The organism is Lysinibacillus zambalensis (assembly GCF_040183165.1).
Classification (GTDB): Bacteria; Bacillota; Bacilli; order Bacillales_A; family Planococcaceae; genus Lysinibacillus; species Lysinibacillus zambalensis.
The window spans coordinates 66,650-90,539 of record NZ_JBEGDG010000006.1 but is presented as its reverse complement, the minus strand read 5'-3'; the positions used below and the strand labels follow the sequence as shown (position 1 = coordinate 90,539).

25 protein-coding genes, 1 pseudogene and 1 riboswitch are annotated in these 23,890 nt (G+C 36.0%); of the genes and pseudogenes, 20 read left to right on the top strand and 6 right to left on the bottom strand.

The window, feature by feature from the left end:
• Positions 1–11 precede the first annotated feature (11 nt).
• From ABNX05_RS10060 to glnA, 14 genes are all read left to right on the top strand, one after another.
• Positions 12–1,079, top strand: coding sequence for a D-alanyl-D-alanine carboxypeptidase family protein (locus ABNX05_RS10060; RefSeq protein WP_349659603.1), 1,068 nt, complete (start codon positions 12–14; stop codon positions 1,077–1,079).
• A 191-nt stretch (positions 1,080–1,270) separates the two neighbouring features.
• A complete protein-coding gene (locus ABNX05_RS10055) occupies positions 1,271–1,549 on the top strand; it encodes a hypothetical protein (protein ID WP_349659602.1) in 279 nt (92 codons plus the stop codon).
• Between the two features lie 26 nt (positions 1,550–1,575).
• Positions 1,576–1,854 carry a hypothetical protein gene (locus tag ABNX05_RS10050; protein WP_349659601.1) on the top strand — a complete coding sequence of 93 codons (279 nt, stop codon included), beginning with the start codon at positions 1,576–1,578 and terminating at the stop codon, positions 1,852–1,854.
• Positions 1,855–2,431: 577 nt separating this feature from the next.
• A complete protein-coding gene (locus ABNX05_RS10045) occupies positions 2,432–3,163 on the top strand; it encodes a pseudouridine synthase (protein ID WP_349659600.1) in 732 nt (243 codons plus the stop codon).
• Positions 3,164–3,515: 352 nt separating this feature from the next.
• Complete coding sequence (gene resA, locus ABNX05_RS10040; protein ID WP_197144490.1) at positions 3,516–4,049, top strand: thiol-disulfide oxidoreductase ResA; 534 nt, start codon at positions 3,516–3,518, stop codon at positions 4,047–4,049.
• 12 nt (positions 4,050–4,061) lie between these two features.
• A complete protein-coding gene (resB, locus tag ABNX05_RS10035; RefSeq protein ID WP_349659599.1) occupies positions 4,062–5,735 on the top strand; it encodes a cytochrome c biogenesis protein ResB in 1,674 nt (557 codons plus the stop codon).
• On the top strand, positions 5,732–6,919 hold the full coding sequence (gene ccsB / locus ABNX05_RS10030) for a c-type cytochrome biogenesis protein CcsB (protein WP_349659598.1): 1,188 nt from the start codon (positions 5,732–5,734) through the stop codon (positions 6,917–6,919). Before resB ends, ccsB begins: the two co-directional genes overlap by 4 nt.
• Before the next feature lie 153 nt (positions 6,920–7,072).
• Complete coding sequence (locus ABNX05_RS10025; RefSeq protein WP_049668637.1) at positions 7,073–7,789, top strand: response regulator transcription factor; 717 nt, start codon at positions 7,073–7,075, stop codon at positions 7,787–7,789.
• Positions 7,782–9,557, top strand: coding sequence for an ATP-binding protein (locus tag ABNX05_RS10020; RefSeq protein ID WP_349659597.1), 1,776 nt, complete (start codon positions 7,782–7,784; stop codon positions 9,555–9,557). Before ABNX05_RS10025 ends, ABNX05_RS10020 begins: the two co-directional genes overlap by 8 nt.
• Positions 9,558–9,843: 286 nt before the next feature.
• Positions 9,844–10,374 carry an RNA polymerase sigma factor SigX gene (gene sigX / locus ABNX05_RS10015; RefSeq protein WP_349659596.1) on the top strand — a complete coding sequence of 177 codons (531 nt, stop codon included), beginning with the start codon at positions 9,844–9,846 and terminating at the stop codon, positions 10,372–10,374.
• On the top strand, positions 10,374–11,645 hold the full coding sequence (locus ABNX05_RS10010) for an RNA polymerase subunit sigma (RefSeq protein WP_349659595.1): 1,272 nt from the start codon (positions 10,374–10,376) through the stop codon (positions 11,643–11,645). The genes sigX and ABNX05_RS10010 overlap by 1 nt, the downstream gene beginning before the upstream one ends.
• 294 nt (positions 11,646–11,939) lie before the next feature.
• Positions 11,940–12,127: riboswitch (FMN riboswitch) on the top strand.
• Between the two features lie 223 nt (positions 12,128–12,350).
• The gene (locus ABNX05_RS10005; RefSeq protein WP_349659594.1) at positions 12,351–12,938 is read left to right on the top strand and encodes an ECF transporter S component; all 588 of its coding nucleotides are present in this window, start codon (positions 12,351–12,353) and stop codon (positions 12,936–12,938) included.
• A 173-nt stretch (positions 12,939–13,111) separates the two neighbouring features.
• Positions 13,112–14,458, top strand: coding sequence for a sodium-dependent transporter (locus ABNX05_RS10000; protein WP_349659593.1), 1,347 nt, complete (start codon positions 13,112–13,114; stop codon positions 14,456–14,458).
• A 300-nt stretch (positions 14,459–14,758) separates the two neighbouring features.
• Positions 14,759–16,093, top strand: coding sequence for a type I glutamate--ammonia ligase (glnA, locus tag ABNX05_RS09995; RefSeq protein WP_349659592.1), 1,335 nt, complete (start codon positions 14,759–14,761; stop codon positions 16,091–16,093).
• A gap of 106 nt (positions 16,094–16,199) precedes the next feature.
• Here the strand turns inward: glnA and ABNX05_RS09990 are convergent, their stop codons facing one another.
• The 3 genes and pseudogenes from ABNX05_RS09990 to ABNX05_RS26375 form a co-directional block, all read right to left on the bottom strand.
• A complete protein-coding gene (locus ABNX05_RS09990) occupies positions 16,200–17,276 on the bottom strand; it encodes a hypothetical protein (RefSeq protein WP_349659591.1) in 1,077 nt (358 codons plus the stop codon).
• 141 nt (positions 17,277–17,417) lie between these two features.
• On the bottom strand, positions 17,418–17,702 hold the full coding sequence (locus tag ABNX05_RS09985; RefSeq protein WP_349659590.1) for a hypothetical protein: 285 nt from the start codon (positions 17,700–17,702) through the stop codon (positions 17,418–17,420).
• A gap of 128 nt (positions 17,703–17,830) precedes the next feature.
• Positions 17,831–18,031 (bottom strand): annotated as a pseudogene (locus ABNX05_RS26375) (MBL fold metallo-hydrolase); the annotation flags it as partial.
• A gap of 400 nt (positions 18,032–18,431) precedes the next feature.
• Here ABNX05_RS26375 and ABNX05_RS09980 point away from each other — a divergent pair.
• Both ABNX05_RS09980 and ABNX05_RS09975 read left to right on the top strand, forming a co-directional pair.
• Positions 18,432–18,608, top strand: coding sequence for a sporulation protein Cse60 (locus ABNX05_RS09980; protein ID WP_349659589.1), 177 nt, complete (start codon positions 18,432–18,434; stop codon positions 18,606–18,608).
• A gap of 24 nt (positions 18,609–18,632) precedes the next feature.
• Positions 18,633–18,842 carry a hypothetical protein gene (locus tag ABNX05_RS09975; RefSeq protein ID WP_349659588.1) on the top strand — a complete coding sequence of 70 codons (210 nt, stop codon included), beginning with the start codon at positions 18,633–18,635 and terminating at the stop codon, positions 18,840–18,842.
• Between the two features lie 116 nt (positions 18,843–18,958).
• On the opposite strand, the gene ABNX05_RS09970 is transcribed toward ABNX05_RS09975, so the two are convergent.
• Complete coding sequence (locus ABNX05_RS09970) at positions 18,959–19,354, bottom strand: NUDIX hydrolase (RefSeq protein ID WP_432760137.1); 396 nt, start codon at positions 19,352–19,354, stop codon at positions 18,959–18,961.
• Between the two features lie 300 nt (positions 19,355–19,654).
• Here ABNX05_RS09970 and ABNX05_RS09965 point away from each other — a divergent pair, with 300 nt between their 5' ends.
• Positions 19,655–20,518 carry an AraC family transcriptional regulator gene (locus ABNX05_RS09965; protein WP_349659586.1) on the top strand — a complete coding sequence of 288 codons (864 nt, stop codon included), beginning with the start codon at positions 19,655–19,657 and terminating at the stop codon, positions 20,516–20,518.
• Between the two features lie 63 nt (positions 20,519–20,581).
• Here ABNX05_RS09965 and ABNX05_RS09960 read toward each other — a convergent pair whose 3' ends face one another.
• Positions 20,582–21,106 carry a GNAT family N-acetyltransferase gene (locus ABNX05_RS09960; RefSeq protein ID WP_349659585.1) on the bottom strand — a complete coding sequence of 175 codons (525 nt, stop codon included), beginning with the start codon at positions 21,104–21,106 and terminating at the stop codon, positions 20,582–20,584.
• A gap of 67 nt (positions 21,107–21,173) precedes the next feature.
• On the opposite strand from ABNX05_RS09960, the gene ABNX05_RS09955 reads away from it, so the two are divergent.
• The gene (locus ABNX05_RS09955) at positions 21,174–21,314 is read left to right on the top strand and encodes a hypothetical protein (protein WP_349659584.1); all 141 of its coding nucleotides are present in this window, start codon (positions 21,174–21,176) and stop codon (positions 21,312–21,314) included.
• 207 nt (positions 21,315–21,521) lie between these two features.
• On the top strand, positions 21,522–22,313 hold the full coding sequence (locus ABNX05_RS09950) for a GNAT family N-acetyltransferase (protein WP_349659583.1): 792 nt from the start codon (positions 21,522–21,524) through the stop codon (positions 22,311–22,313).
• Positions 22,314–22,339: 26 nt separating this feature from the next.
• On the opposite strand, the gene ABNX05_RS09945 is transcribed toward ABNX05_RS09950, so the two are convergent.
• On the bottom strand, positions 22,340–22,603 hold the full coding sequence (locus ABNX05_RS09945; RefSeq protein ID WP_349659718.1) for a Parvovirus coat protein VP1-like protein: 264 nt from the start codon (positions 22,601–22,603) through the stop codon (positions 22,340–22,342).
• Between the two features lie 221 nt (positions 22,604–22,824).
• Between ABNX05_RS09945 and ABNX05_RS09940 the strand changes: the two genes are divergently transcribed.
• On the top strand, positions 22,825–23,871 hold the full coding sequence (locus tag ABNX05_RS09940) for a DUF418 domain-containing protein (RefSeq protein ID WP_349659582.1): 1,047 nt from the start codon (positions 22,825–22,827) through the stop codon (positions 23,869–23,871).
• Positions 23,872–23,890 lie beyond the last annotated feature (19 nt).

Below are 23,890 nucleotides of genomic sequence, written 5' to 3'. Positions count from 1 at the left end.
GGAGTGGCTCGTTGCATCGGTTAGTACGTTTAATATTGTTCATGATAGTCGTGGTAATGTTAATGCTTCCACAAACCAGTTTGGCTCGAGGTGGTAGCGGATATGCTGTCTTAGATGGTGATACGGGACGTGTTTTATATGGATCTAATAGTGATGCCCGGTTACCCATTGCAAGCTTAACAAAAATGTGGACAGCACTTGTTGTTATTGAAAATAGCAATCTTCAAGATGAAGTGGTTATTTCACCAAAGGCTGCAACGTCTGAGGGCTCGTCTATTTACTTGCAGGCTGGGGAAAAAGTAACGGTAGAAACGCTGTTATATGGTTTGATGCTACGATCAGGAAATGACGCTGCAACAGCTTTAGCAGAGCATGTAGGAGGATCGGTAGAAGGGTTTGTAAAGTTAATGAATGAACGGGCTGTTGTTGCGGGTCTCACAAATACAGTATTTATGAACCCGTCTGGCTTGCATCATGATGAGCATTTATCGTCAGCGAGGGATACTGCTGAAATGTTGAGAATAGCTCTTCAAAATAAAACTTTCAAGAAGATTGCCTCCACAGTGCTATATCGTGCCAATACGGAAAACGGGATGTTATGGGAAAATAAGCACCGTTTAATACGAGAAGGGTCTGGGGTTGCTATCGAAATAGACGATGAGACACAACCTGTCAGTGCCTTAAAAACAGCAAAAGGTTCAGCATTTGCCGGGAAAACAGGCTTTACAAAGGTAGCTGGGCGGACACTTGCAACCGCCTTCCAAAAGGACGGGCAAACGTGTATTGTTGTCACATTGAATGAATCCGATGATTGGAATCTGCATCGGAGTTTTGCCAACAAGGTTTGGGGAGATTACAGCCTTGAAACAGTAGTGAAAAAAGGTAAATATAAAGTTAATAAAAACCTATCTATTCGCTTAGAGCAACCGATTCGTTTGCAATTAAATAAAGAAGAAAAAGAAAGTGTAAGGCAAGTATTACATGTTTCTAGAAAACGTATGGAAGGTGTACTATCCATCTTTATCGGTGAAGAGCGTATTTATGCAGTGCCAGTAAAAGTTGAATCAGCGGATCGTTAAAAGCGATACGCTGATTTTTTTATGAGCTAACATTTGTGTGTCAATGCCAGTACCCTCCGTTATATTACGGTAGCGTTTGAAATAATTTTGATTTATTTAACAAATGAGAAATAATAAGGTAAAATAAAACCTAGGTGGTTTTGATTTAAAATTCCGAATTTTTAAATACCATTGAAGAAGGAGAAGGATTTATGATTACTAAATCAAACAGTAGACAGTATCAAATAGGGGGCATAATAATTTTATTCTTGTCAAGCTTTATCGCTCCTATTATTTTCTTATATCCTGTTCAAGAATTGCTCTTTCGACCTAAGGAATCCTATTTTTTCGATCCTTTTTTTACAGCCTATATTATATTGATGGTAGTAATGATCATGCTAGCGGTCACGTTATTAGTCAATTTTTTAGTGAACCCTAAAACAAAAAAAGGAAGATTATTCAACGTGGACTCGTGGGAACATCGTTTATAATTGCTGGCGCGTTAATATTTTTATGTATGAATAACTATCAATACATTGATACAAAAGGACTTCATATGAATCATTTTTTTAGTTTGCAAGAAGATTATATAAGCTGGGAAGATATTGTGAAGGTTGAACAGACTATTGTAGAAAAGAATGGTGTGAGTGTTCCGGAAAAACTGATTTTCACATTACAAGATGGTTCAACAATTGAATTATCTTTATCAGGAAAGCTATCAAGCGCGAAGCAATTTATTAATAAAGAATTAAGTACCTACGGGCTTAGAATCGAAAATAAATATAGTGAATCCTAGAAATTATGAAAAGCTGCCCAAATTGGGCAGCTTTTATGTTTTATAAAGATTTCAAAGCCGATAGCAAATTTAAATGGGAAGGGTTGGTTAAAATTAGAATACGCCAAAAGTTAGGGATGACAGTTCTGTGATTTATGGACATTTTTCATTCTGCAGAATACTCCCACCTTTGAACGTGGTTCTCTTTCAATGGGGTCCTGACACTTATAGAAATAAGGGAACTCAGTGTTAGAACGCCACGTCCTGTGGCATTACTAAAATGACTGACATCGTGTTGCTCCCCTGGAGACAATTCGAATCCGATCACATCTAGGAAAGCACCCGGTCGGTACGAAAATCAACCCACGCTATACTGAGGACCCTTAAAATTTAAGTGCAAATTATCCAGAAACTAGTTGATGAAAATTATTTCAAATAATCTAATTACTTTCGCATAATTAGTTTTTCTTTAATAATGCATAAAAGTATGACATAATTTTCACAGATTAGCGGGAAAAATAACCTTATTCATATTATACGAATGAGGTTTATATTTTGGTGTCTAAAACCAAGGTGAATGAAAATTAGAGGTGAAAGAATGGAAAGATTACAGAAGGTTATTGCGTATGCTGGTGTGGCATCTAGACGTAAGGCAGAACAATTAATTGTAGAAGGTAAAGTAAAAGTGAACGGAGTCGTAGTGCGTGAGTTAGGTACAAAGGTGTCAAACTCAGATACGATAGAAGTAGAAGGCGTGAAGCTTGAGAAAGAGGATAAGGTTTATTACTTGTTATATAAACCACGTGGAACGATATCAGCTGTAACAGACGACAAAGGACGCAAAACTGTCACAGATTTGTTTAAGCATATCCCACAACGAATTTTCCCAGTTGGTCGTCTCGATTATGATACATCTGGCCTGTTGTTATTAACAAATGATGGTGAATTTTCTTATATGCTGACACATCCAAAGTTTAAAATTGACAAAACATATATTGCTCGTGTTAAAGGTGTTCCGACGATTGAGGGCTTAAAAAAGCTTCAACGTGGAATTAAGCTAGAAGATGGTAAAACAGCTCCAGCAAAAGTGAGTATGACTTCATTTGATGAAACAGCAGGTAAGGCAATTTGTGAAATTACTATTCACGAAGGACGAAATCGTCAAGTGCGTCGCATGTTTGAGGCAATAGGTACACCTGTTGTTAAACTTAAACGTGAACGCTTTGCCTTTTTAGATTTATTCGGACTAGCTCCAGGAGAATATCGTGAATTAACAAAGCATGAAGTGAAGCAATTACGAGTGCTAGCAGAGACAGGACAAATCGGATAATTAGCATTTTCTAAGAGAAAGTGAAATACTTCTATGTGTAATAGTAATGTTTTCACTTTCTTATTAGTGAAATCGTTCATAAATCATTCATAATTATTAGCTAAGCGTTTGTGTTTCCTTTTGCTATAATAGGTGAGAATAGTACACCTAATTTAGTTTTCATCCTGATGAAATCGGTTCCACAAATTATCAGGTGGTGTATGACGCACAAGTGAATGACAAATATAAAAATTGACAAACATAATAAATGGTATAAATTAGACGTTAAGAACTATACATATGAATGTTTGTAGGAAAAGCTTTGCGTCAATAGGGATTATTCTAAGCCGAAATTGATAGGGGGTTTATTAACTTGGAGAAAAAGAAAAAACGTCTCGTCATTCGTACCATTATTTTGGCAGTCTTAGTGTTAGCGATTGGTTATACGGTATACGGTACAGCGACAAAAGATAAAGTAGAGTTATTAGCAGTAGGCTCTAAAGCACCAGACTTCACGTTAGTAGATTTAAACGGTGAGAAACATAAACTGTCTGATTATAAGGGGCAGGGCGTATTTTTGAACTTCTGGGGAACTTGGTGTAAGCCTTGTGAAAAGGAAATGCCTGCAATGGATCGTCAGTATAAAGCTTTTAAAGATCAGGGTGTACAAACATTAGCGGTCAATATTGCCCAAACAGATTTTGAAGTTCAGAATTTTGTCGATAGATATGAGTTAACGTTCCCGGTAGTTATCGACAAAACGAAAAGCGTTATGACTGCCTACAATGTAGGTAATTTACCTGCAACTCTCCTTATTGATCCAGATGGTAAAGTAGCCAAAATCGTTACTGGTGAAATGACGGAGGCAAAAATTGCTTCGTACATGGAATTAGTGAAGCCAAAATAAGGAGTAATGACTATGGAAAACATCATTTGTGCTTGTGGTCATAGTAACCCATATGGCACGAAGCTTTGTGAGAAATGTGGTCGTCCTTTAACTGAGGAAGGTAAACAGACAAAAGTTGTTGATATGCGTTACGATGGAACGGCAATTCGTTCAAAAACGTATAATACAACATTTGTTGATAAAATTTGGAATTTCTTCTCGAGTGTAAAAGTGGGGATCGCCCTCATTATAATAACGTTGGTAGCAGCGTCAATCGGAACAATTCTACCGCAAGCGATATATGTTAATGCCCCGGAGCCTAGCAAAGCAGAGTATTATGAAAAAGTGTATGGTGTATTAGGCAAACTCTATAATAATTTAGGACTTTCTCATTTATACAACACTTGGTGGTTCCAAATTTTAGTAGGTATGCTTGCGATATCGATTATTGTTGCGAGTTTAGACCGAGGGTTACCTTTGCATAAGTCTTTAAAAAATCAACGCGTTAAACGTCATGAAAGTTTCATGAAACGCCAACGGATCATTGCGGAAGGGCAAGTGCCAAACGCTGATGAAACGCTTGATAAAGTTGAACAAAAAATGTCCGAATTAAAATATCGTGTTCGTCGTGATGGAAGTGCACTGCTAGCAGAGCGCGGCCGCTTCGCTCGATATGGCCCATACATAAATCATGTCGGTCTCATTATTTTTTTAACAGGTGTTATGTTGCGCTTAGTACCTGGTTTTTATGTGGATGAGACGATTTGGATCCGTGAAGGTGAAACACGAGCTATACCAGGTATGGATGGGTATTTTATTAAAAATAATAAATTTATTTTGGAAACCCATGGCGAAAAGCAACAGGGCGGGGAAGCGAGCCAAGGTGTAAATGTTATGGCGAAGAACTATCAAACGGATATAACATTATACAAACAACCTGAGGGAGCTCTTCCAGGAGATTCAGATAATCTTGAAAAATTGAGAGATTACTCAATTCGTGTTAATCATCCGTTAAAAGAAAACGGTTTTGCGTTGTATCAAATGAATTATCGTCTTAATGAATTGAGACAGATGAATTTTAATTTAGTGAATAAAGCTTCTGAAGAATCACAAGGTCAAATTGAAATTGATTTAACGAATCCTAAAAAAGAATATGATTTAGGAAATGGTTCCTCAGTACAAATTCTTGTTTATACGCCAGATTTTGATGGTTTTGAAAATGGAGAGCCACAGACAAAAACATCAATACCAAATAATCCGGCATTTTTATTTAGAATGACAACACCAGAAACACCAAAAGGTGAAGTAAGCTTTGTAGAAATCAGAAAGCCACCACTTGAACCACTTGGTGAAAACAAATATAGAATGAAATTCGCAGGAGCAGAGATGCGTAATTCATCAAACTTTACAATTCGTAAAGATAGTACGATACCAATTTTATTTGTTGGTGGTGTTATTTTCATGATTGGTGTAGTAATTGGCTCATATTGGAATCATCGACGTTTATGGTTACAGGTGGATCCGGATGGTCGAGTGTTGATGGCTGCTCATGTGAATAAAAATATGTTTAGTATGAAAAAGGATTTAGATACAGTCACTACGTTTGCTGGTCTACCAACATATAAAGATCAGTTGGATAAGCCTGAAGATGACAACAAATCCGCAAAGCCAGGCACTAAAGAAAAGGAAGGTGACAACACCTTATGAGTTTGATTGACATAAGTGGAAACCTATTATTTGTAGCATTCATAGCCTACCTAGTTGCAACTTTATTGTTTGGTGGTTCGATAAAGCAATCGAATGCATCGGGGAAAAATACCGATAAATGGGGCAAGGTGGCAATTGTTGTAACAATTATTGGTTTACTTTCGCAGCTTGGTTATTTTATTACTCGTTGGGTTTATTCAGGACATGCACCTGTCAGTAATATGTTTGAATTTACGACTGCGTTTGGAATGTTCATTGTTGGGGCATTCGTATTAATTTATTTTATTTATCGAGTGACAGCTCTAGGATTAGTAGCATTGCCTGTGGCGTTATTAATAATTGCCTATGCATCGATGTTCCCGAGTGAAGTTAGTCCTTTAGTACCGTCTTTGCAAAGTTACTGGTTAACAATTCATGTTATTACAGCTGCTTTAGGTCAATCAATTTTAGCGATTAGTGCGGTAGCAGGACTAATTTATTTATTAAAAGTAGTTGATTTAAAGAAGCCTTCTAAACAACGTTTCTGGTTAGAAGCGGTAATGTTCTTCCTTGTGGTAGTCGTTGGTTTCGTAGTTGCTTCATCAGTTTTTAATATGATGGATTACGATTCAACTTATTCTTATTTAGATAAAGAAGGAAATGAACGTCAAATTGACTACAACATGCCGCCACTATTTGGTATGAATGAATATAAGGCAGTGGAAGAACATGGCATGTCTCCGTTAGTAGAAATGCCTGCGCTCATTAATGCGAAGAAATTAACTACAGTTGTTTGGTCATTATTGGTAGGGTCTATTTTATACTTATTAATTCGATTAATTGCAAGACGTCGAATTAGTGCGATTTTCCAACCTTTTGTCAAACGAGTAAATTTACAATTAGTTGATGAAATTGGTTATCGTTCAGTTATAATTGGCTTCCCAGTATTTACGTTAGGAGCTCTAATCTTTGCAATGATTTGGGCACAACTTGCGTGGAGTCGTTTCTGGGGATGGGATCCGAAGGAAGTGTGGGCACTTATTACATGGTTATTCTATGCAGCATTCCTACACTTACGTTTATCAAAGGGCTGGGAAGGTGAAAAATCTGCATGGTTAGCATTAATTGGTTTTGGAATAATCTTATTTAACTTAATTGCTGTTAACTTGATTCTTGCAGGTTTACACTCATACGCTTCAGCTTAAATTGATTAACTTGAGCAAATAAATTTTTAACGTCGCTAGTATTAGAAAGAAGAGCCTTCTTGCTGTGGCAAGAAGGCTTTCTTTTCTTTTCAATATGTGTCGTACGATGTACAATAGAAGGTAGAGAAAGATTAGAAGAGAGGGATCGTGAAAGTGTCAGAAAATATTTCAGTATTAGTAGTAGATGACGAGGACCGTATTCGACGCTTATTAAAAATGTATTTAGAGCGAGAAGGATACCTTGTTGACGAAGCAGAAAATGGTGAACAAGCGATCGAAAAATCTTTAGAAAAAGAATATCACTGTATTTTACTTGATATTATGATGCCTGAAAAAGACGGGCTTGAAGTTTGTGCGGAAATCCGTGAACGAGCAGCAACACCAATTATTTTATTAACTGCAAAAGGCGAGGAAGCGAATCGTGTACAAGGCTTTGAGCTTGGAGCAGATGATTATATTGTAAAACCGTTTAGTCCTCGTGAAGTTGTGTTACGTGTGAAGGCTATATTACGCCGTTCACAAGCATTCTCACCTTCGACAAATGCTTCTTCTTCAAAAGATTTAGTTGTGTTTCAACATTTAATGATTGATCATGATGCACACCGCGTAACAGCAGAAGGTATTGAAGTGAATTTGACACCTAAAGAGTATGAATTACTTTATTTCTTAGCAAAATCACCAGACAAAGTATTTGACCGTGAACAATTACTAAAAGAAGTTTGGCATTATGATTTCTTTGGTGACTTACGTACAGTTGACACACATGTAAAACGTTTACGAGAAAAGCTCAACCGTGTTTCAGAAAACGCTGCAAAGATGATTGTTACTGTATGGGGCGTTGGCTACAAATTTGAGGTTGTCAATGAATAGAATATGGAATAGTGTTGTCGGGAAGCTATGGGTAACCATATTGCTTCTCGTTTCATTTGTATTATTTGTTTTCACGGTTTTAATGCTTGAGTTTCTTCAAAATTACCATATGCAACAAGCGGAAAGCTCTTTGCGTCAAACTGCTGCAACGATTGCAAGTATAGTGGATGATAATGAAACAGCAGAATCGACTTCTGAATTATTAAAAGATATTTTACCTGAAAGTACAAATGCACTTATTGCTATTAATCATGATAGAGTCTCTTTCGCTATGCAGGAAGGTGTCAATAAAATAGAAATTCAGGATATGATTTTAGCTAATAAATCGTTTCATGAAGTTTTTCAATCAGATAAACCGATTATTAAGGAAATGATGATGCCGTCTTCCACAGATGAAGAAAAAATGGAATCTTATGTTGTACTAGGTTTCCCGCTAAATGTAGAAAATACAGTTCACGGGGCTGTCTTTATTTATCAAAGTCCAGATGCATTGCATAAAACATCGAAAGAGACGACGAAAATTGTCTTTTTATCTGCTTTCATAGCTTTTGTTCTGACGACATTTTTTGCGTTTTTCCTTTCGTCACGTATTACGTCACCATTACGTAAAATGCGTGAGTTGGCGTTTGAAATTTCTAAAGGGAATTTTGAAGCGAAAATGCCAACTACCCAAAATGATGAAATAGGCCAGCTTGCAGTTGCCTTCAATCAAATGGGACGTCAATTGAAACACAATCTAGAAGTGATTAATCAAGAAAATGAACAGCTATCAAATATTTTAACATCGATGACAGATGCAGTTATTACGTTTAATCGTGATCGTACAATATTATTAAGTAATCCACCAGCGGACCGTTTAATGCAAAAATGGTTCGTCAATAAAGGCTCACAAAGTGCAAAGCCAATTCCGCCAGAACTTTATCATATGCTTGATCATGTACTGATGTTTGAAGATAAGCTTGAAGAAGAAATTGAGATGGACGGAAATTACTATACGTTTACGATTAGCCCTCTTTATAGTGAGGAATCGATACGTGGAGCGGTTGCAGTTATTCGTGATATGACTGAGCAGCATCGCTTAGAAAAACTGCGTTCAGACTTTATTGCCAATGTGTCTCATGAGCTACGGACGCCGATTTCGATGCTCCAAGGTTATTCAGAGGCATTAATGGATGATGATTTTATTCAAGATCAAGAAGAACGAAATGAGATTACAAAAATTATTTATGATGAATCGAAGCGTATGGGACGCCTCGTGACAGATTTATTAGACCTTGCTCGTATGGAATCGGGGCATATGACGCTTTACAAAGATGAGCTTCCGATTAATTCAACATTTGAACGTATTACACAAAAATTTGCACAAGTTGCTAAAGAGAAACATGTTCGACTAATATTTGACAGTGAGTTTAATGACGATGTTACGATTAGTATAGATGAGGATCGGATTGAACAAGTATTAACGAATTTAGTCGATAATGCTCTTCGCCATACAGATGAAGGATCAGTAACCGTGAAGGTTGAGCAAGAGCCGACCTTTGCCAAAATATCTGTCCAGGATACAGGACATGGTATTCCACAAGAGGACCTGCCATATGTTTTTGAACGTTTCTATAAAGCGGATAAAGCACGTACGCGTTCTAAAGGCGGAACTGGCCTAGGTTTAGCTATTGCTAGAAATATAGTTAAGGCACATTCAGGCAATATTATGGTGGATAGTGTGCTAAAAGAGGGGACTACCTTCACATTTTATTTACCATTCGATTAAAAGCGTCGCTATTATCTGTTTTCAGCAAATGAAAGAGGATTTAAGTAGCTTTTCAACGGGTGTCAAAACATCCATAGAGAACTCAGTCTAAGAACGCCTCGTCTTGTGATGTTTTCTGTGCGAAAGCGAAGCGACAGCAACACACGACTGAGTGATAGATCACGTTGGCCTAAAGCCGATTTTTGACCCAATTATACCTAGGTATAATTGATGAATTGGTGTTAATTGGATGTAACTTCTGTGAACGTTTAAACGACAAATATAAATAGAACGGGGGTGGAGTGCTTTGAATGACTCCGTGTTCCATCGATTATACGATGCATATCATCAAGACGTGTTCCAGTTTCTTATTTATTTAGTAAAAAACCGTACACTTGCTGAGGATTTAGCACATGAGGTTTATGTTCGCGTATTGCGCTCATATGATAAGTTTGCAGGCAATAGCAGTGAAAAGACATGGCTTTTTGCGATTGCTAAAAATGTCGCTATTGATCATTTTAGAAAGCAGGCTGTACGCCAAAAACATTCACTTGATTTTTTTGATTGGGAAACGGAACAGCTGCATTCAACCACACCATTACCCGAAGACGTGCTGCAGGTAAATGATGAATTTATGCAAGTTCAATCAGCGCTTGAACATTGTACAGGTGACCAAAAAATGGTCATTATTATGCGCTACTTTCAAGAGTTATCGATTGCAGAAACAGCACAAATATTAGATTGGACAGAAGCGAAGGTAAAAACCACGCAACATCGCGCCATAAAATTTTTAAAGCAACAGCTACAACAGGTTAGAGAACGGGAGGCGAAAAGGTAATGACACATAATCCATTCGATGATGACCAACTGGAACATATATTGAATAATGCCCCTAAGCTTTCTGACCGCCGTTCGAAAGAAGAAATAGTAAATCGATTATTGGCAGATGCTCGCTTGCAGGATTCTGTCCATCTTCAAGCTATACAACAACCAATTGATGATGAAATAACATCACAAGAGGAACACAGTGCGGAACAGACTATAAAGAAAGAAGGTCGTAAATGGCCAATCTTTATGAGTGTTGCAGCTGTCTTCGCTTTAACAGTACTTACAGGCTCTATGTTCATGAATAATCATGATACAAAAATGGATCAGGCCAATGCTCCTGAAACTTCTCAATATTCAACAATGCAGGAAGATCGTGCAGCAAAAAGCTCTATGCATGATAATATTATGGAGTCTAACATAGTAGCAGAACATTCACGGATCATGTCTCTGAGATCATCTGTATATGAAGATGATTTAACAGATGCAGTAGCATTCCATATTGGTTTGGCAAATCGTGATAAGGAAAGCGTACCGATGACGTATATTATTCCAAATGAACGAGTGGCTACTGATTTTGGGAAGAAAAAACCTACAACATTACAAATGTATGAAAAGTATGCGCCAAAAATTGATGAGGAAGCAAATGGTTTTACTAATTATCATCCATATAAAGGAGAATTGAAGGAGAAGGGCGATCAACTTGTTCATGTATTGCCGGAGCAAAATGATTATGATGTTGCTGCTAAAGATTCTGGAGAATATGTAGGGACTATACAGGATACATTCTCAGACTCAGAGTATAAAGAAATCGAATTTGGAAAACTTAATGATACAGAATCCGAGCTTTCCAATGAAGAAGAGGCCAGTAATTCTATGGCATTAACGAGCTCAAATCATTTTAATTATTATTTATATAAAGATGAAAATGGAGTTGAATATTTATCACCCGATTCTCGTAAAACTTTTTCCACTGTAACAGAAGCTCTTGTTGATATGCGAGCTAAAAATGATAATGCATACGTTCCAGTTATACCGGAAAATATAACATACACTGTAAAAGAGGTAGCAGAAGGCGTTATTGTTACATTTGACGAGCCGCTTGATTTAACGACAATGGACGTGATTCGTGCAACCCAATTAATTGAAGCAATGATGCTAACTGCTGCAAGCTTTGATCAACAAGTACGCCTAGACAATGTTGTACAGGAGAGTTGGGAAGGATTTGATTTGAAAAATTTCTTACCAAAGCCTGTAGGAGCCAATAAACGATATATGCCATAAATGGTGAAACAACAAATAAATGAACGCAACTTTATAAGTGAATTTTTTGGAGCATTCTCGCCGCTATACGGGCGTGAATGCTCTTGTTAGTTTAGGGGGAGATCAAAGGATGGTAAAAGCCCGATTGGTGAAGAATAACAATCAACGGGGATGATAGTAAACCCTTAACTTTTAAAGATGGGACTATTGCGGGTATTTGTAAAACATACAAGTTTAATCGGATTTTTTTAAGCAAAGCTATTTACTTTTCCTTTGTAATTCATTATAGTAAGGCTATGAAATAAAAAAATATTGATTCATCTTCGGGGCAGGGTGGAAATCCCGACCGGCGGTAATAGAGGTGTAAATCGCTAATGTCTTTCATTAGCTCGAATAATTTACTAAAAACTCTTCAGCCCGCGACCTGTGCAAATATTTTTTGCATGGCTGACTTGGTGTAATTCCAAGGCCGACAGTTAAAGTCTGGATGGGAGAAGATGGAGGTGCGATCGTCATTCATTGTTATGAATTTAGCTATGTACGAGCGTTTTTTCGTTGTGGCTTTACGCAGCGTATGCTCAACAATAGTTAATTAATGGCGTTTCTTTAATTATGCCTATTCTCCCTTATGCTTATTTTGCATAAGGGTTTTTTCATAATAAGAATTGATGAGGTCGTAACCTTTCTTCTTGCGAGATTGAATCAGCAAAGAGGAGAGAGTTTACTATGAAGAAAAATGTTAAACTTCAGTCGTTTATTACGATTGGCATGCTGAGCAGTATTTCGTTTTTGTTAATGCTTTTTAATTTCCCTATTCCGCCATTTCCAGCGTTTTTGGAAGTAGACTTCAGTGATATGCCGGCATTGCTTGCAGCGATCACAATGGGACCTGTAGCTGGTATTTTAGTAGAATTCTTTAAAAATGTGTTGGACTGGATTTTCTCTGGTACGCCAACAGGAGTACCAGTAGGTCATATCGCGAACTTTGTAACAGGTGTTTTATTTATTTTACCAGTTAGCTTTGTCTTTAATCGCGTCAAAACAGTTAAAGGTCTTGTCGGAGGTTTAGCTGCAGGTACAATCATAATGGCAGTAGGAATGAGCATTCTTAACTATGCAGTATTTTTACCTATGTACACTTACTTTTTAGGTATGGAGCCTGTCGTAGGTGATTCACTATATAAAATGATCGTAGCTGGTATTTTGCCATTTAACATTATTAAGGGTATTTTAATAACGTTCATCATGGCATTACTATTCACAACAATGCGCAAATGGATCCATCAACAGCGCTCTATGTATATAACAAAATAATATGGATGAGACCTCGAGCTGTTAAGTGCTCGAGGTTTTTTATATTGGATAGATAGAATGATGGATATGCTGGATATTATTGTGCAAAAGTAACAAATAGAAATAATCTAGTCTAGATTACTATTTTCATGTAAAATAAGGAAGAGTTTAGAATGTTAGAGGAGTTTGAAGAGATGAGTGAAAAAAAGAGTCAGTGGTCTAGTAAACTAGGCTTTATTTTAGCATCAGCGGGAGCTGCAATCGGGCTAGGGGCAATATGGAAGTTGCCGTATGTTACTGGACAAAGTGGTGGGGGAGCATTTTTCCTTATTTTTGTTCTATTTACATTGTTGATTGGTTTACCGATGTTATTATCAGAGTATATTTTAGGTCGTGGTACACAGTCTGAGGCTGTGACTGCATATAAAAAAATTACACCGACGAAAACTGGCTGGGCTTGGGTTGGTCGTATGGGTGTACTCGGTTGTTTTTTATTATTAACTTTTTACAGTGTTGTGGGAGGTTGGATTTTTATATATAGTGGCCTAGGCGTGAGTGGGGCTGTTATTGATCCTGCTAATGATCCTAGTAAACTATTTGGGGAAGTTGTAGGGACACCTTGGATTACGCTATTAGGTTTAGGATTGTTTACGCTAGTAAATGTACTAGTCATTTCACTTGGTGTGCAAAATGGTATAGAGAAGGCTAATAAGTGGATGATGCCTTTATTATTTATTATGTTTATTGTGCTTGTTGTGCGGGCTTTAACATTAGATGGGGCAATGGAGGGAGTTAAATTCTTCTTGTGGCCTGACTTTTCCAATATGACTGGAAAGGCTATATTAGAAGCATTAGGGCAGTCCTTCTTTGGTTTAGCAGTAGGGTTTTCTTGTCTTGTGACGTACAGCTCATATTTAAAGAAGGATGTAAGCTTACCGAATTCTGCGGGCTCTGTTGTTCTTCTCACGGTGCTTGTATCGTTTTTTGCAGGATTAGCCATTTTCCCTGTTGTATTTGCTTTTGATTTAGAACCAGCGTCTGGTCCAGGCTTATTATTTATGGTTCTGCCAACAGCATTTAGTCAAATGCCATTTGGTGAACTATTTTTAGCGATGTTTTTATTATTATTTTTATTCGCAACGCTAACTTCTTCCTTCAGTTTATATGAAATTATCGTAGCGGCATTTATAGAGAAAGGGCGTATGTCTCGTTCTGCGTTGACAATGTTACTAGGTGTAGTTGTCTTTATTGCGGCGATTCCTGCAGCGCTTTCATCAAGTACATTAGCGGATGTATCAATCTTTGGAAAAACAATTTTTGATGCAACTGACTTTTTAGTTTCTAATTTAATGCTTCCGATAGGTAACTTATTGATTGCTATCTTTATTGCATATGTAGTTGATAAAGAATTTGTGAAGAAGGAATTATTAATAGGAAGCAAATTGGGACAAGGGTTCTATTCGACTTATCGTCTATTGATGCTAGTAGTAGTACCTCTTGTGATTATTGTTGTGTTTGTAAACATGCTATTGCAATACTAATGGTAGTAGGTTGTGTTCCGTTTAAGGGATGCAACCTACTTTTTTGATGGTGCAACAATAAAACGCTTGCTTGCTGTCGCTACGTTAGCACTACGCTTTCGCACAGAAAAAAGATGTGTTGCTGTCAGCGGGTGTAGTAAGAGGGGATAACTCTATATATCTAAAAAAACGATAAGTATATTCGAGAAAATGTATGTAATAAAACCTTACATAGATATTGTATTTTTCATCTTTGTGATGTATTTTAAAAGCAGTTGCAAAAGAATTGTGTGAATTAAAATAACATTGGAGTGGTGGAGAATGAAACATTATTCAAAAGAAGATATTAAACGTCGTGTTAAGGAAGAAAATGTAAAATTTATTCGCCTACAATTTACTGATATATTAGGAACGATCAAAAACGTTGAAGTACCAGTTAGTCAATTAGACAAAGCGTTGGACAATAAAATTATGTTTGATGGCTCATCAATTGAAGGATTTGTACGTATTGAAGAATCAGATATGTACTTGTGTCCTGACCGTGATACATTCGTCATTTTTCCGTGGACTGCCGAGAAAGGCAAAGTGGCCCGTGTCATTTGTGATATTGTTAGACCGAATGGTACACCGTTTGAAGGCGACCCACGTTCCAATCTGAAGAAGGTTTTAAAGGAGATGGAGGAGTTAGGCTTTAGCTCATTTAATTTAGGACCAGAACCGGAGTTTTTCTTATTTAAGCTAGATGAAAAGGGGCATCCAACGCTTGAGTTAAATGATAGTGGTGGATACTTCGATTTAGCCCCAACTGACTTAGGGGAGAACTGTCGACGTGATATCGTATTAGAGCTAGAAGAAATGGGCTTTGAAATTGAGGCATCTCATCATGAGGTTGCACCTGGTCAACATGAAATCGACTTTAAATATGCAAGTGCTATTGAAGCATGTGATAATATTCAAACGTTTAAGCTTGTTGTAAAAACGATTGCTGCACAGCATGGACTGCACGCAACCTTTATGCCAAAGCCGCTATTTGGTGTTAACGGTTCTGGGATGCACTTCAACTTATCCTTATTTGAAGGGGATAAAAATGCGTTTTATGATGAACATGCAGAATTGCAATTAAGCGAAACAGCACGTAGCTTTATGGCAGGAATACTAAAACATGTACATGGTTTTACAGCTGTCACAAACCCACTTGTTAATTCCTATAAACGATTAGTGCCAGGTTATGAGGCTCCTTGCTATGTGGCATGGTCTGCACAAAATCGTTCACCACTTATTCGAATTCCAGCTGCACGAGGATTATCAACACGTATCGAGCTTCGTTCTGTTGATCCAGCAGCAAACCCCTATTTAGCAATGGCTGTTATTTTAGCAGCTGGGCTCGATGGAATTCGCAAAAATCTCACACCGCCAGATGCTGTAGATCGAAATATTTATAAAATGTCACGAGCTGAACGTGAATTGAATGGTATCGATAGTCTCCCAGCTTCATTGGAATATGCACTCCTTGAACTAGAAATGGATCATATCGTACGCGAAGCACTTGGAGGCCATATCTTTGAAAAATTCACTGCTGCTAAAGAAATAGAATGGAATAAATACCGCACACGTGTCCATAACTGGGAGCGGGAAGAATATTTAAGAATGTATTAGACGGGGAGTGTTGAGACTTCAACATTTTGAATGTCAAAGAAGAAGGCTATCCCAATTTTCATTGATTGGGATAGCCACTTTTAATTAGGGAGTTCACTTTGAATAATTAATTTATATTTTTCATTAGGGAGTTCTTGGTCATAGATATAAAAATCATTTTCAGCTGAAAATCTAAAAAATAATGTAGTTCTAACAAACCATCCTCAATTAATAGATGATCCTTTATCTTAAATTTTTTATAATATCCATTTTCATTGAAAGATAAAAATACTTCATTATTAAAATCAGTGTTAAGTTCGCTTACCGAATCAATATCCGAAACAACTTCTTGCGAATGATTAGTCGCAGCGTCATAAAAAATTAGCTTACCATCACCAGTTGAAGGTTCAGCTGGGTCGTCAAAAGTTAGATAAACCCATTGTTGATCATTCAGAAGCCTTGCCCAACCAATAAATTCATATGAGCTCTTAAATTCTTTTATTTCTTTACTTCTCACATCATACAAATAGATATATCCGAAATGATCTTTTTCATTAGTGAATAATAATTTTCCATCCTTTGCAGACAAAGTCATATTCCTGAATGTAAAGCTATTTAAAGTAAATATACTGGTTGTTTTGTCTGTTTTGAGATTCTTAAGCATAACTTCCGCTTTTTCACTTTTTCTGTCCATTTTAATCCAAGCTGCGTAGTCCCCAATTAGTATAGGAAAATCATTAAAAACATTCTTTTCATTTTCTTTCGTCAATGGATTGATTTTTTGCGTCTTTAAGTTCATAAAATATGGATTTAGCTGCCATCCACTTTCATCGGCATCTACCCACAATAACCAAATATCATTTAATTCTACCCCTTGAACTGAGGGCATGTTGAATTTGCTATTAAATATAGTTTTGTATTTTTGAGTCTTTCGGTTATATTCAACAATTTTATTATCAAGAGAAGGACTCTCTTGATCTACACTCATATAAATATAGTCAGCATTACCCCTGTAAGAGTTAATATTAGTAAAAGGTACGTCTACCGTTTTATTTAAATCTTTATCGATAATTTGATAATAATTTGAACTAGGGGGTTTAATCAAAGCTCTATTTGACTGCACACCATTATATACGGCTTTAAAAACAATAAATAGAAATATTGCTGCACACGATAGTATGATTGTTCTCTCTATTATTTTCAATTGAATCTCTCCATTTAGACTAAGGTAATAACATTTAGATTGATCTTTCTGTCTATGAAAGGGTTGAATTTTGAGTAGCTATTTTACAACATCTACAAAATCTCAATAACTTGTCCTGTTTTAAAAGATTGTAATTTTTTTTTAAAACGGTTTTGAGAATGTTAAATCCTTTTGCGCCATTACAATGGCAAGAATACATACGGTCAATCTCTTTTCATTTAATGTATTACCAATGGAGATAACTTCTTCTCTTGGCTTTCCTAAAGTGTTAACTATGGGTAGACCAATTAAATGAAATCCCACAATTATTGTGTTGATAGTCTTATTTGGAAATTTTTCAGTTATAGTTTTAGTTATATTTACAATTCCATGATGACTACAACCGCTAAATAGTACTAACTCATTTTTGTTTTCAATCACTAACACGATTTCATGATTAAAATCATCTAATTCCTTCTTATCCCCTTTATAAAGGTTTTTCGTATATTCATTCGTGGGTTCTAAATGAATAATATGAATGCCCTTTGTAAGTTCTATATCATCGTAAATAAACTTTAAACGAAATTTTTTATTGTACCTTTTGCTCCTACATTATGATAATAAGGTCCAATTTTTATCCAATGTGATTCTAAGGCATTCGCAGACAAATAAATGGGAGCATGCCTATTTACTTCATCCAAATAACTTAATCCTCCAATATGATCAGAATGCCCATGTGAAATAATTACTGCATTTGCTCTGTTTAAATCGATACCTAATGCTTGTGCATTTTTATATACAAGTGATCCGGGCCTAAATCAAAAATTATGTTCATTTGTTCGGTTTCTATAAACAATGATAAGCCATGTTTTGCTGTTAAATTTTTATCTAACTTCGAATTTTCGAGGATAGCAGTAACTTTCAAAAAAACTAATTTCTAATGAAAATTAATCAATCATGAATGCTAGACATATTAATTTAGTATATTGTTGTAACTCTTTAATTTTGATAAATGGAGAATATTTTAAGATTATCTGCTTTATTTTACCATATAAATGGTTATTACCTTTCTTTATTAACTGAGGGGGTTAGCTTTATTTACTCTTACTACGAAAACATTTTGTTGTGACAAATACTTCCTTTTAATCTATGATTAAAAGAAAAGGGGGAAAATGTATGACACAAGCAACTCAAGTAGTAACGATCCAAAACAATGATATTGTTCAATTTGAACAAGACATTAATAACGCTTTATTAGATTTAAACGATTATTTAATAGTTGATATAAAATATAATACGTTATATATAGGGGAGCATAATGTTATACATTCAGCTTTAATAATATATAAATAATGGATTCAAAGAGGGGGCTATAACATGTCAAAAATATACTGGGTATCTATTGCTAAAAAAACAGATGAATTTGAAGTGAAACAGAATGTCATTGAAAAAATATTTGCGAAGAAATCAGAGTTAAAGGATTTTCTAGAAAAAGAAGGCTATTGTAAGGCAGCAAGAAATCAATATATTAAAATCGAGAACGAATTGATATACGAAGCGGCCGTTGAAAAGGTAAAAATGAAATAATATTTTAAAAGTTTACCCGCGGGTGACAGGGAACTACCCGCGGAAAAAAGGTAAATATTCGCGATTGAGAAAATGCCAAGTAGCCTAAAATTTATTGTCTATGGATCATGACAATTTCATTTTTGAAATAATGATAAAAGAAATTGCCTATCTTCTGGGAAAGATAATGTTAAATTGAGTATTTCTTCTTTTGATTTCCAAGCAATCTCATAAATTAATTCATCGGGGTCATGTATCATCATTTGTCCACCGGTAATAGTTGTCTCAAAATAACGAACTTCTACTGCATCATTATTTTTATGTAACACTTCTCTGACGATGTCTACTACATATCCTGTTTCTTCATACACTTCACGAATACAACATCTCTCAAAATTTTCATTAGCTTCTTTTCCTCCTGATGGTACTGCCCATGTCTTTGCTTCTTCTTTCGTACCTTGCAAAACCATTAATAATTGATTGTCTTCGTTTAAACAAATTCCAGCAGCTCCTTGCCATTTAACCAATATCAAAACCTCCAATCTATTTACGCTGTTTAATAATAATTTTAACGTATTATAGTTATTTATTGGGTGCTGAAGCTGACATTTATTTAAAGTGTATGTCATGTGAAAAAGTTGATTGCAGTTCCGGCTGGGCGACTCCTCGAACGCCCCCAGGAAAGCACCCAGCCGGAACGGAAATCAACCCCACGCTATGGTGGGAGATAAGCCAATAAAAAAAGCTTTCATTTTAACCAGTCCAAAGTTAGCATAAAAAGACAGGAATAACTAATTTTGATGTTTTATGCTATAAGCAAGGAGTGAGGGCACATGAGTTGGATTGAGTCGATTCAAAAAGCAATTAATTACATCGAGGAGCATTTATTAGATGACATCACAATGGAACAAATCGCACGAGAGGTAAATTCTTCGATCTTTCATTTTCAACGGACTTTCTCGATTTTAACGGATATGTCTATTGCAGATTATATTAGACGGAGAAGGTTAACATTAGCGGCACAGGAGTTGATAAATACAGAGCAGAAAGTAATCGATCTCGCCTACAAATATGGCTACGACTCTCCTGAAGCTTTCACAAAGGCATTTCGCAAGCAGCATCACGTAACGCCGAGTGAAGCAAGAAAGAAGCAAGGACAACTACAATCATACAACCGCCTGGTTATCCAGGTGAGCCTGAAGGGAGCAGAACCAATGAAGTATAAAATCGTAGAAAAAGAAAAGTTTCAAGTGGTCGGAGTAAAAAGAACGTATAATTGTCAAAATGGTGAGAATACGAGAGAAATCCCTAAATTTTGGGATGAGATTAACAGCAAGGGAATGGATCATCAATTATTTTCATTAAATAATGGAGAAATTAAAGGGGTGCTTGGCGTCTGTGCACCAAATGCCAGCGAACAAAAAAATGGTTTTATTGATTATTGGATTGCAACGGATCATAAGGGGAATGTTCCAGAAGAACTAAATGCAATGGAAGTTCCAGCATCAAAATGGGTTGTGTTTGAAGTACATGGCCCTATGCCGGATGCTATGCAAAAAACTTGGAAACAAATTTACTCTGAATGGTTCCCATCTAATCCGTACGAGCCTAAGGGGACAGCTGAGCTGGAAGTTTACTCGGACGAAGATCCATTTAGTCCTGACCTTTATTCTGAAATTTGGATTCCGATTAAGTAATAGAAATGAAATAGCCAAGAATGTTCGTAGATAACATTCTTGGCTTATCATTTTTTACACTTATTATTTACTGAAAGAGTAAATGTTTATGTCATAAAAAGATTCTTTTGATTCTTCATATTCTTGAAATGTTCCTTCAAACGTAAAATTCAATTTCTCTACTACTTTTATAGAATTACTATTACCAGGCTCTATTTTTGCTACAATTTTAGTGATGCTTAAAGTAGAGAACGCGTAATCTATCAAAGCGGAAATACATTCGGGCGCATAGCCATTTCCCCAATGTGCTTTAGCAAGATCATAGCCTATTTCTGCAGTAGCTCCTTCTAGGTCAAATGAATTGAATCCACAAGAGCCGATAATCTCATTGGATTCCTTCTCAATAATTGAAAAACGAATAGCCCTATGGTCCTCAGCCAATTGATCAAAAAGCTCAATCATTTCCTTGGCTTGTTCTTCATGGGTGAAATTGGCGATATTCATAAACTTCGTCACATCGGGATCTGACCAAATATTAAATAGACTATGTGCATCAGCCTTCTTCATTTTTCTTAAATATAATCTTTTGGTGTTAATTTGTTCAATCAATACTTTTACCTCCAATTGTTTAACTTCTTTAAGCCGAAGTCTCCCACCTCAATAGGTGGAGAGATGAATGCAGATTAAAGCTACTTTTCAGCGGGTGTTCAAACACCTGCTGAAAGAAGTTAAAGCCTCCGGCGGATGTCACGGAATCGGAAAGGAGTTCTTAGGGGATGTTAGCCTAAGAACACCGCTTCCATGCGATAACGGCTAACTGACCTGCATCGTGCAGGCCTAACCACAAAGCCGATTCCGGACGCAATTATGCTGAGGCATAATTGATTTAAGTTTGGATGAAAAATATTGCTATCTGCGCATAATTCAGTCCCTTCAAATTTCATGTATCTATTATACAATAATTGTAGTAATTGTTAAAATGTTATACCGCATGAAGAGATACAAATGAATAGGGGGAAAGATAATGATTAAAGTGACGGTCGAGAATTATTCGATTATCAAAGAAACAATAGAAAGGGCGCCAACATTTGTCTACAGTATTCTAGATCAAATAATAGAAGGTGCTGTCTATGCCGACAATGAAAGCATTCATTCACTATTGTTTCAAACCAAATCAGGAATATACTATGTTTATGGGGATCCATCCAGCAAGAAAGTTATAAGTAAACTCGCGGCGTTACTACAAGAATCGATTGAGGAAAGTAAACGTTTCACATTATTTAGTTATTCTGATGAATGGAGCGCAAAAATCGAGCAACGACTAAATGATAATGTCTATAAATTAGAAAGATACAATTTTAGCTTTGATATAAATGCTTTTAACAATAGAGAAAAACGAGATTCGCTTGACTATGAATGCATTAAAATCAAGCAACCTCAAATTGATCGTTGTTTAGAATTTGACAATCAATATTATGAGGAATACTGGGATTCTACCGATAATTTTCTAGAAAAAGGCGTTGGCTTTTGTCTTCAGCATGAAAATAAGATCATTAGCGAAGCAGTTTCTATTTTTAAATCTCATCAATTTGCAGAGATTGATATAATAACTGATACCAATTATAGAGGAAAAGGATTAGCAAGCTTCATTGCAGAAAAATTTCTTGATGATTGCCTTTTAAATGATTTACAACCTTGTTGGGATTGTGATATTGATAACTATGGGTCATATCATTTAGGCGTTAAGTTAGGCTTTACTAACCCAGTAAAATATACAGTTTTCTATAAAAGCACAATAAATCAGCTCACGATGTAAAAAATATCGTGAGCTTTCTTGATGGCTTAAAAGAACCTGTTACGCATTTCGAAGATATTATAAAACAATCTAGCATCTCTAGCCATTTTATTATTAGCATTCATTTGAGGTCGTAAGCAATTTTGGAACATTTCATCGCAATATCTTGTTCTACCATATCGAGCATAACATTCGTCGTGTAATTTGCAGCATGAATCTACAGCATTGGTAGGTCTACCTGGGCCTGAACACCCTGGTCCACAGTAATTATAACCAGGGTAGCAAAAACCAAATTTACGGTGTCTAAACATCATCGAGTCTCCTTTTTTTAAAGAAATAATTGTTACTATAAAATATGGAATTATTACTGTTAGAAGGAGATTAAAGACTAATGTAAATAAAAAAAGGGAATAAATGATGAGACAAATCTATAAATGTAAGGTTCTTGTAAGCTTTTGAAAAAACTACTGTAAGGATGGAAAGCTATGATAGCCATATACAGTAAAGTTTGAAAGAAAAGGAGTTTTAAAGAATGAATCCATCCGTACCTCAAAAAGAAAGAATCGTATCCTTAGACATTATTCGTGGACTAGCGTTATTTGGCATTTTGTTTATAAATGTAGCGGCCTACCAGGTAATAGTGGAGGGAGGACCGATGCCCGACTATAGTGGAGTTAATGGCATTATTAATACACTTATCGATATTTTTATTCAGAAGAAATTCTTTTCGATTTTTTCATTCCTCTTTGGTGTAGGTTTTTATATTTTTGCTTCACGTGCAGAAGCGCGTGGGGATAAGCCAAGATGGCGTTTTGCAAGACGTTTATTAGCTTTATTATTAATTGGCATTGTCCATATGTTTATTTTCTGGGGATCAATTCTAGCTATTTATGCAGTAATAGGTTTATTACTTATACCTTTTTATCATGCAAAGATTTCAACAATTAGTAAATGGCTATTTGCCATTATTACTGTTCATATCCTGTGCATTCTTGGACAAATATTGTTGCCAAATCAAGAAGCTCTTTCAACTGTTTTTGGTTTATTAGGAAATGATGCTATTACTATTTTTATCATGTTTTTAACTGGTTTTTTAGTAGCAAAAGCTGATTGGATTAGTCATGTAAGTGAATACTTAAAACAAATAAAGTGGATTCAATTTGTTACCTTCCCATTTTTTATAGGTATCTCGCTTTGGATTTGGTTTGCCTCTAAAGGAGAAAATCAAAATCTACAATTAATTATTGGTTTAGGTGTAATTCCGACAACCTATTTTTATTTAACTTGTCTATTTGTTTTGTTTGAGAATAAGAAAATTGCAAAGCTACTTAAGCCAATTGGACGAGTTGGGCAAATGGCATTTACAAACTATTTAGCTCAAAGCTTTATTGGCCTAGCTATTATGTCTTCAATGGGGCTTGAAGTTGTTTCGCCTTCTGATGCTGTAATCATTGCAACCATCACTTTTGTCATTCAAATTATCTTTAGTGTCATCTGGTTCAAATTCTTTAAAATGGGACCATTTGAAAAGCTTTGGCGTTTTATGACATACGGAAGAAAAGCAGTACCGAATAAATAAATATTTTGCGCGAAACTCC

Excerpts from the sequence above, each read along its gene's own strand:
- ABNX05_RS09945 (WP_349659718.1), bottom strand. The coding sequence starts at position 22,603 with ATGTTTAGACACCGTAAATTTGGTTTTTGCTACCCTGGTTATAATTAC.
- ABNX05_RS10045 (WP_349659600.1), top strand. The coding sequence starts at position 2,432 with ATGGAAAGATTACAGAAGGTTATTGCGTATGCTGGTGTGGCATCTAGA.
- ABNX05_RS10050 (WP_349659601.1), top strand. The coding sequence starts at position 1,576 with ATGAATAACTATCAATACATTGATACAAAAGGACTTCATATGAATCAT.
- ABNX05_RS09980 (WP_349659589.1), top strand. The coding sequence starts at position 18,432 with ATGACACAAGCAACTCAAGTAGTAACGATCCAAAACAATGATATTGTT.
- resB (WP_349659599.1), top strand. The coding sequence starts at position 4,062 with ATGGAAAACATCATTTGTGCTTGTGGTCATAGTAACCCATATGGCACG.
- ABNX05_RS10055 (WP_349659602.1), top strand. The coding sequence starts at position 1,271 with ATGATTACTAAATCAAACAGTAGACAGTATCAAATAGGGGGCATAATA.
- ABNX05_RS09955 (WP_349659584.1), top strand. The coding sequence starts at position 21,174 with ATGCAGATTAAAGCTACTTTTCAGCGGGTGTTCAAACACCTGCTGAAA.
- ABNX05_RS09950 (WP_349659583.1), top strand. The coding sequence starts at position 21,522 with ATGATTAAAGTGACGGTCGAGAATTATTCGATTATCAAAGAAACAATA.
- glnA (WP_349659592.1), top strand. The coding sequence starts at position 14,759 with ATGAAACATTATTCAAAAGAAGATATTAAACGTCGTGTTAAGGAAGAA.
- ABNX05_RS10010 (WP_349659595.1), top strand. The coding sequence starts at position 10,374 with ATGACACATAATCCATTCGATGATGACCAACTGGAACATATATTGAAT.
- ABNX05_RS10000 (WP_349659593.1), top strand. The coding sequence starts at position 13,112 with ATGAGTGAAAAAAAGAGTCAGTGGTCTAGTAAACTAGGCTTTATTTTA.
- ccsB (WP_349659598.1), top strand. The coding sequence starts at position 5,732 with ATGAGTTTGATTGACATAAGTGGAAACCTATTATTTGTAGCATTCATA.
- ABNX05_RS09965 (WP_349659586.1), top strand. The coding sequence starts at position 19,655 with ATGAGTTGGATTGAGTCGATTCAAAAAGCAATTAATTACATCGAGGAG.
- ABNX05_RS10005 (WP_349659594.1), top strand. The coding sequence starts at position 12,351 with ATGAAGAAAAATGTTAAACTTCAGTCGTTTATTACGATTGGCATGCTG.
- ABNX05_RS09940 (WP_349659582.1), top strand. The coding sequence starts at position 22,825 with ATGAATCCATCCGTACCTCAAAAAGAAAGAATCGTATCCTTAGACATT.
- ABNX05_RS10020 (WP_349659597.1), top strand. The coding sequence starts at position 7,782 with ATGAATAGAATATGGAATAGTGTTGTCGGGAAGCTATGGGTAACCATA.
- ABNX05_RS09975 (WP_349659588.1), top strand. The coding sequence starts at position 18,633 with ATGTCAAAAATATACTGGGTATCTATTGCTAAAAAAACAGATGAATTT.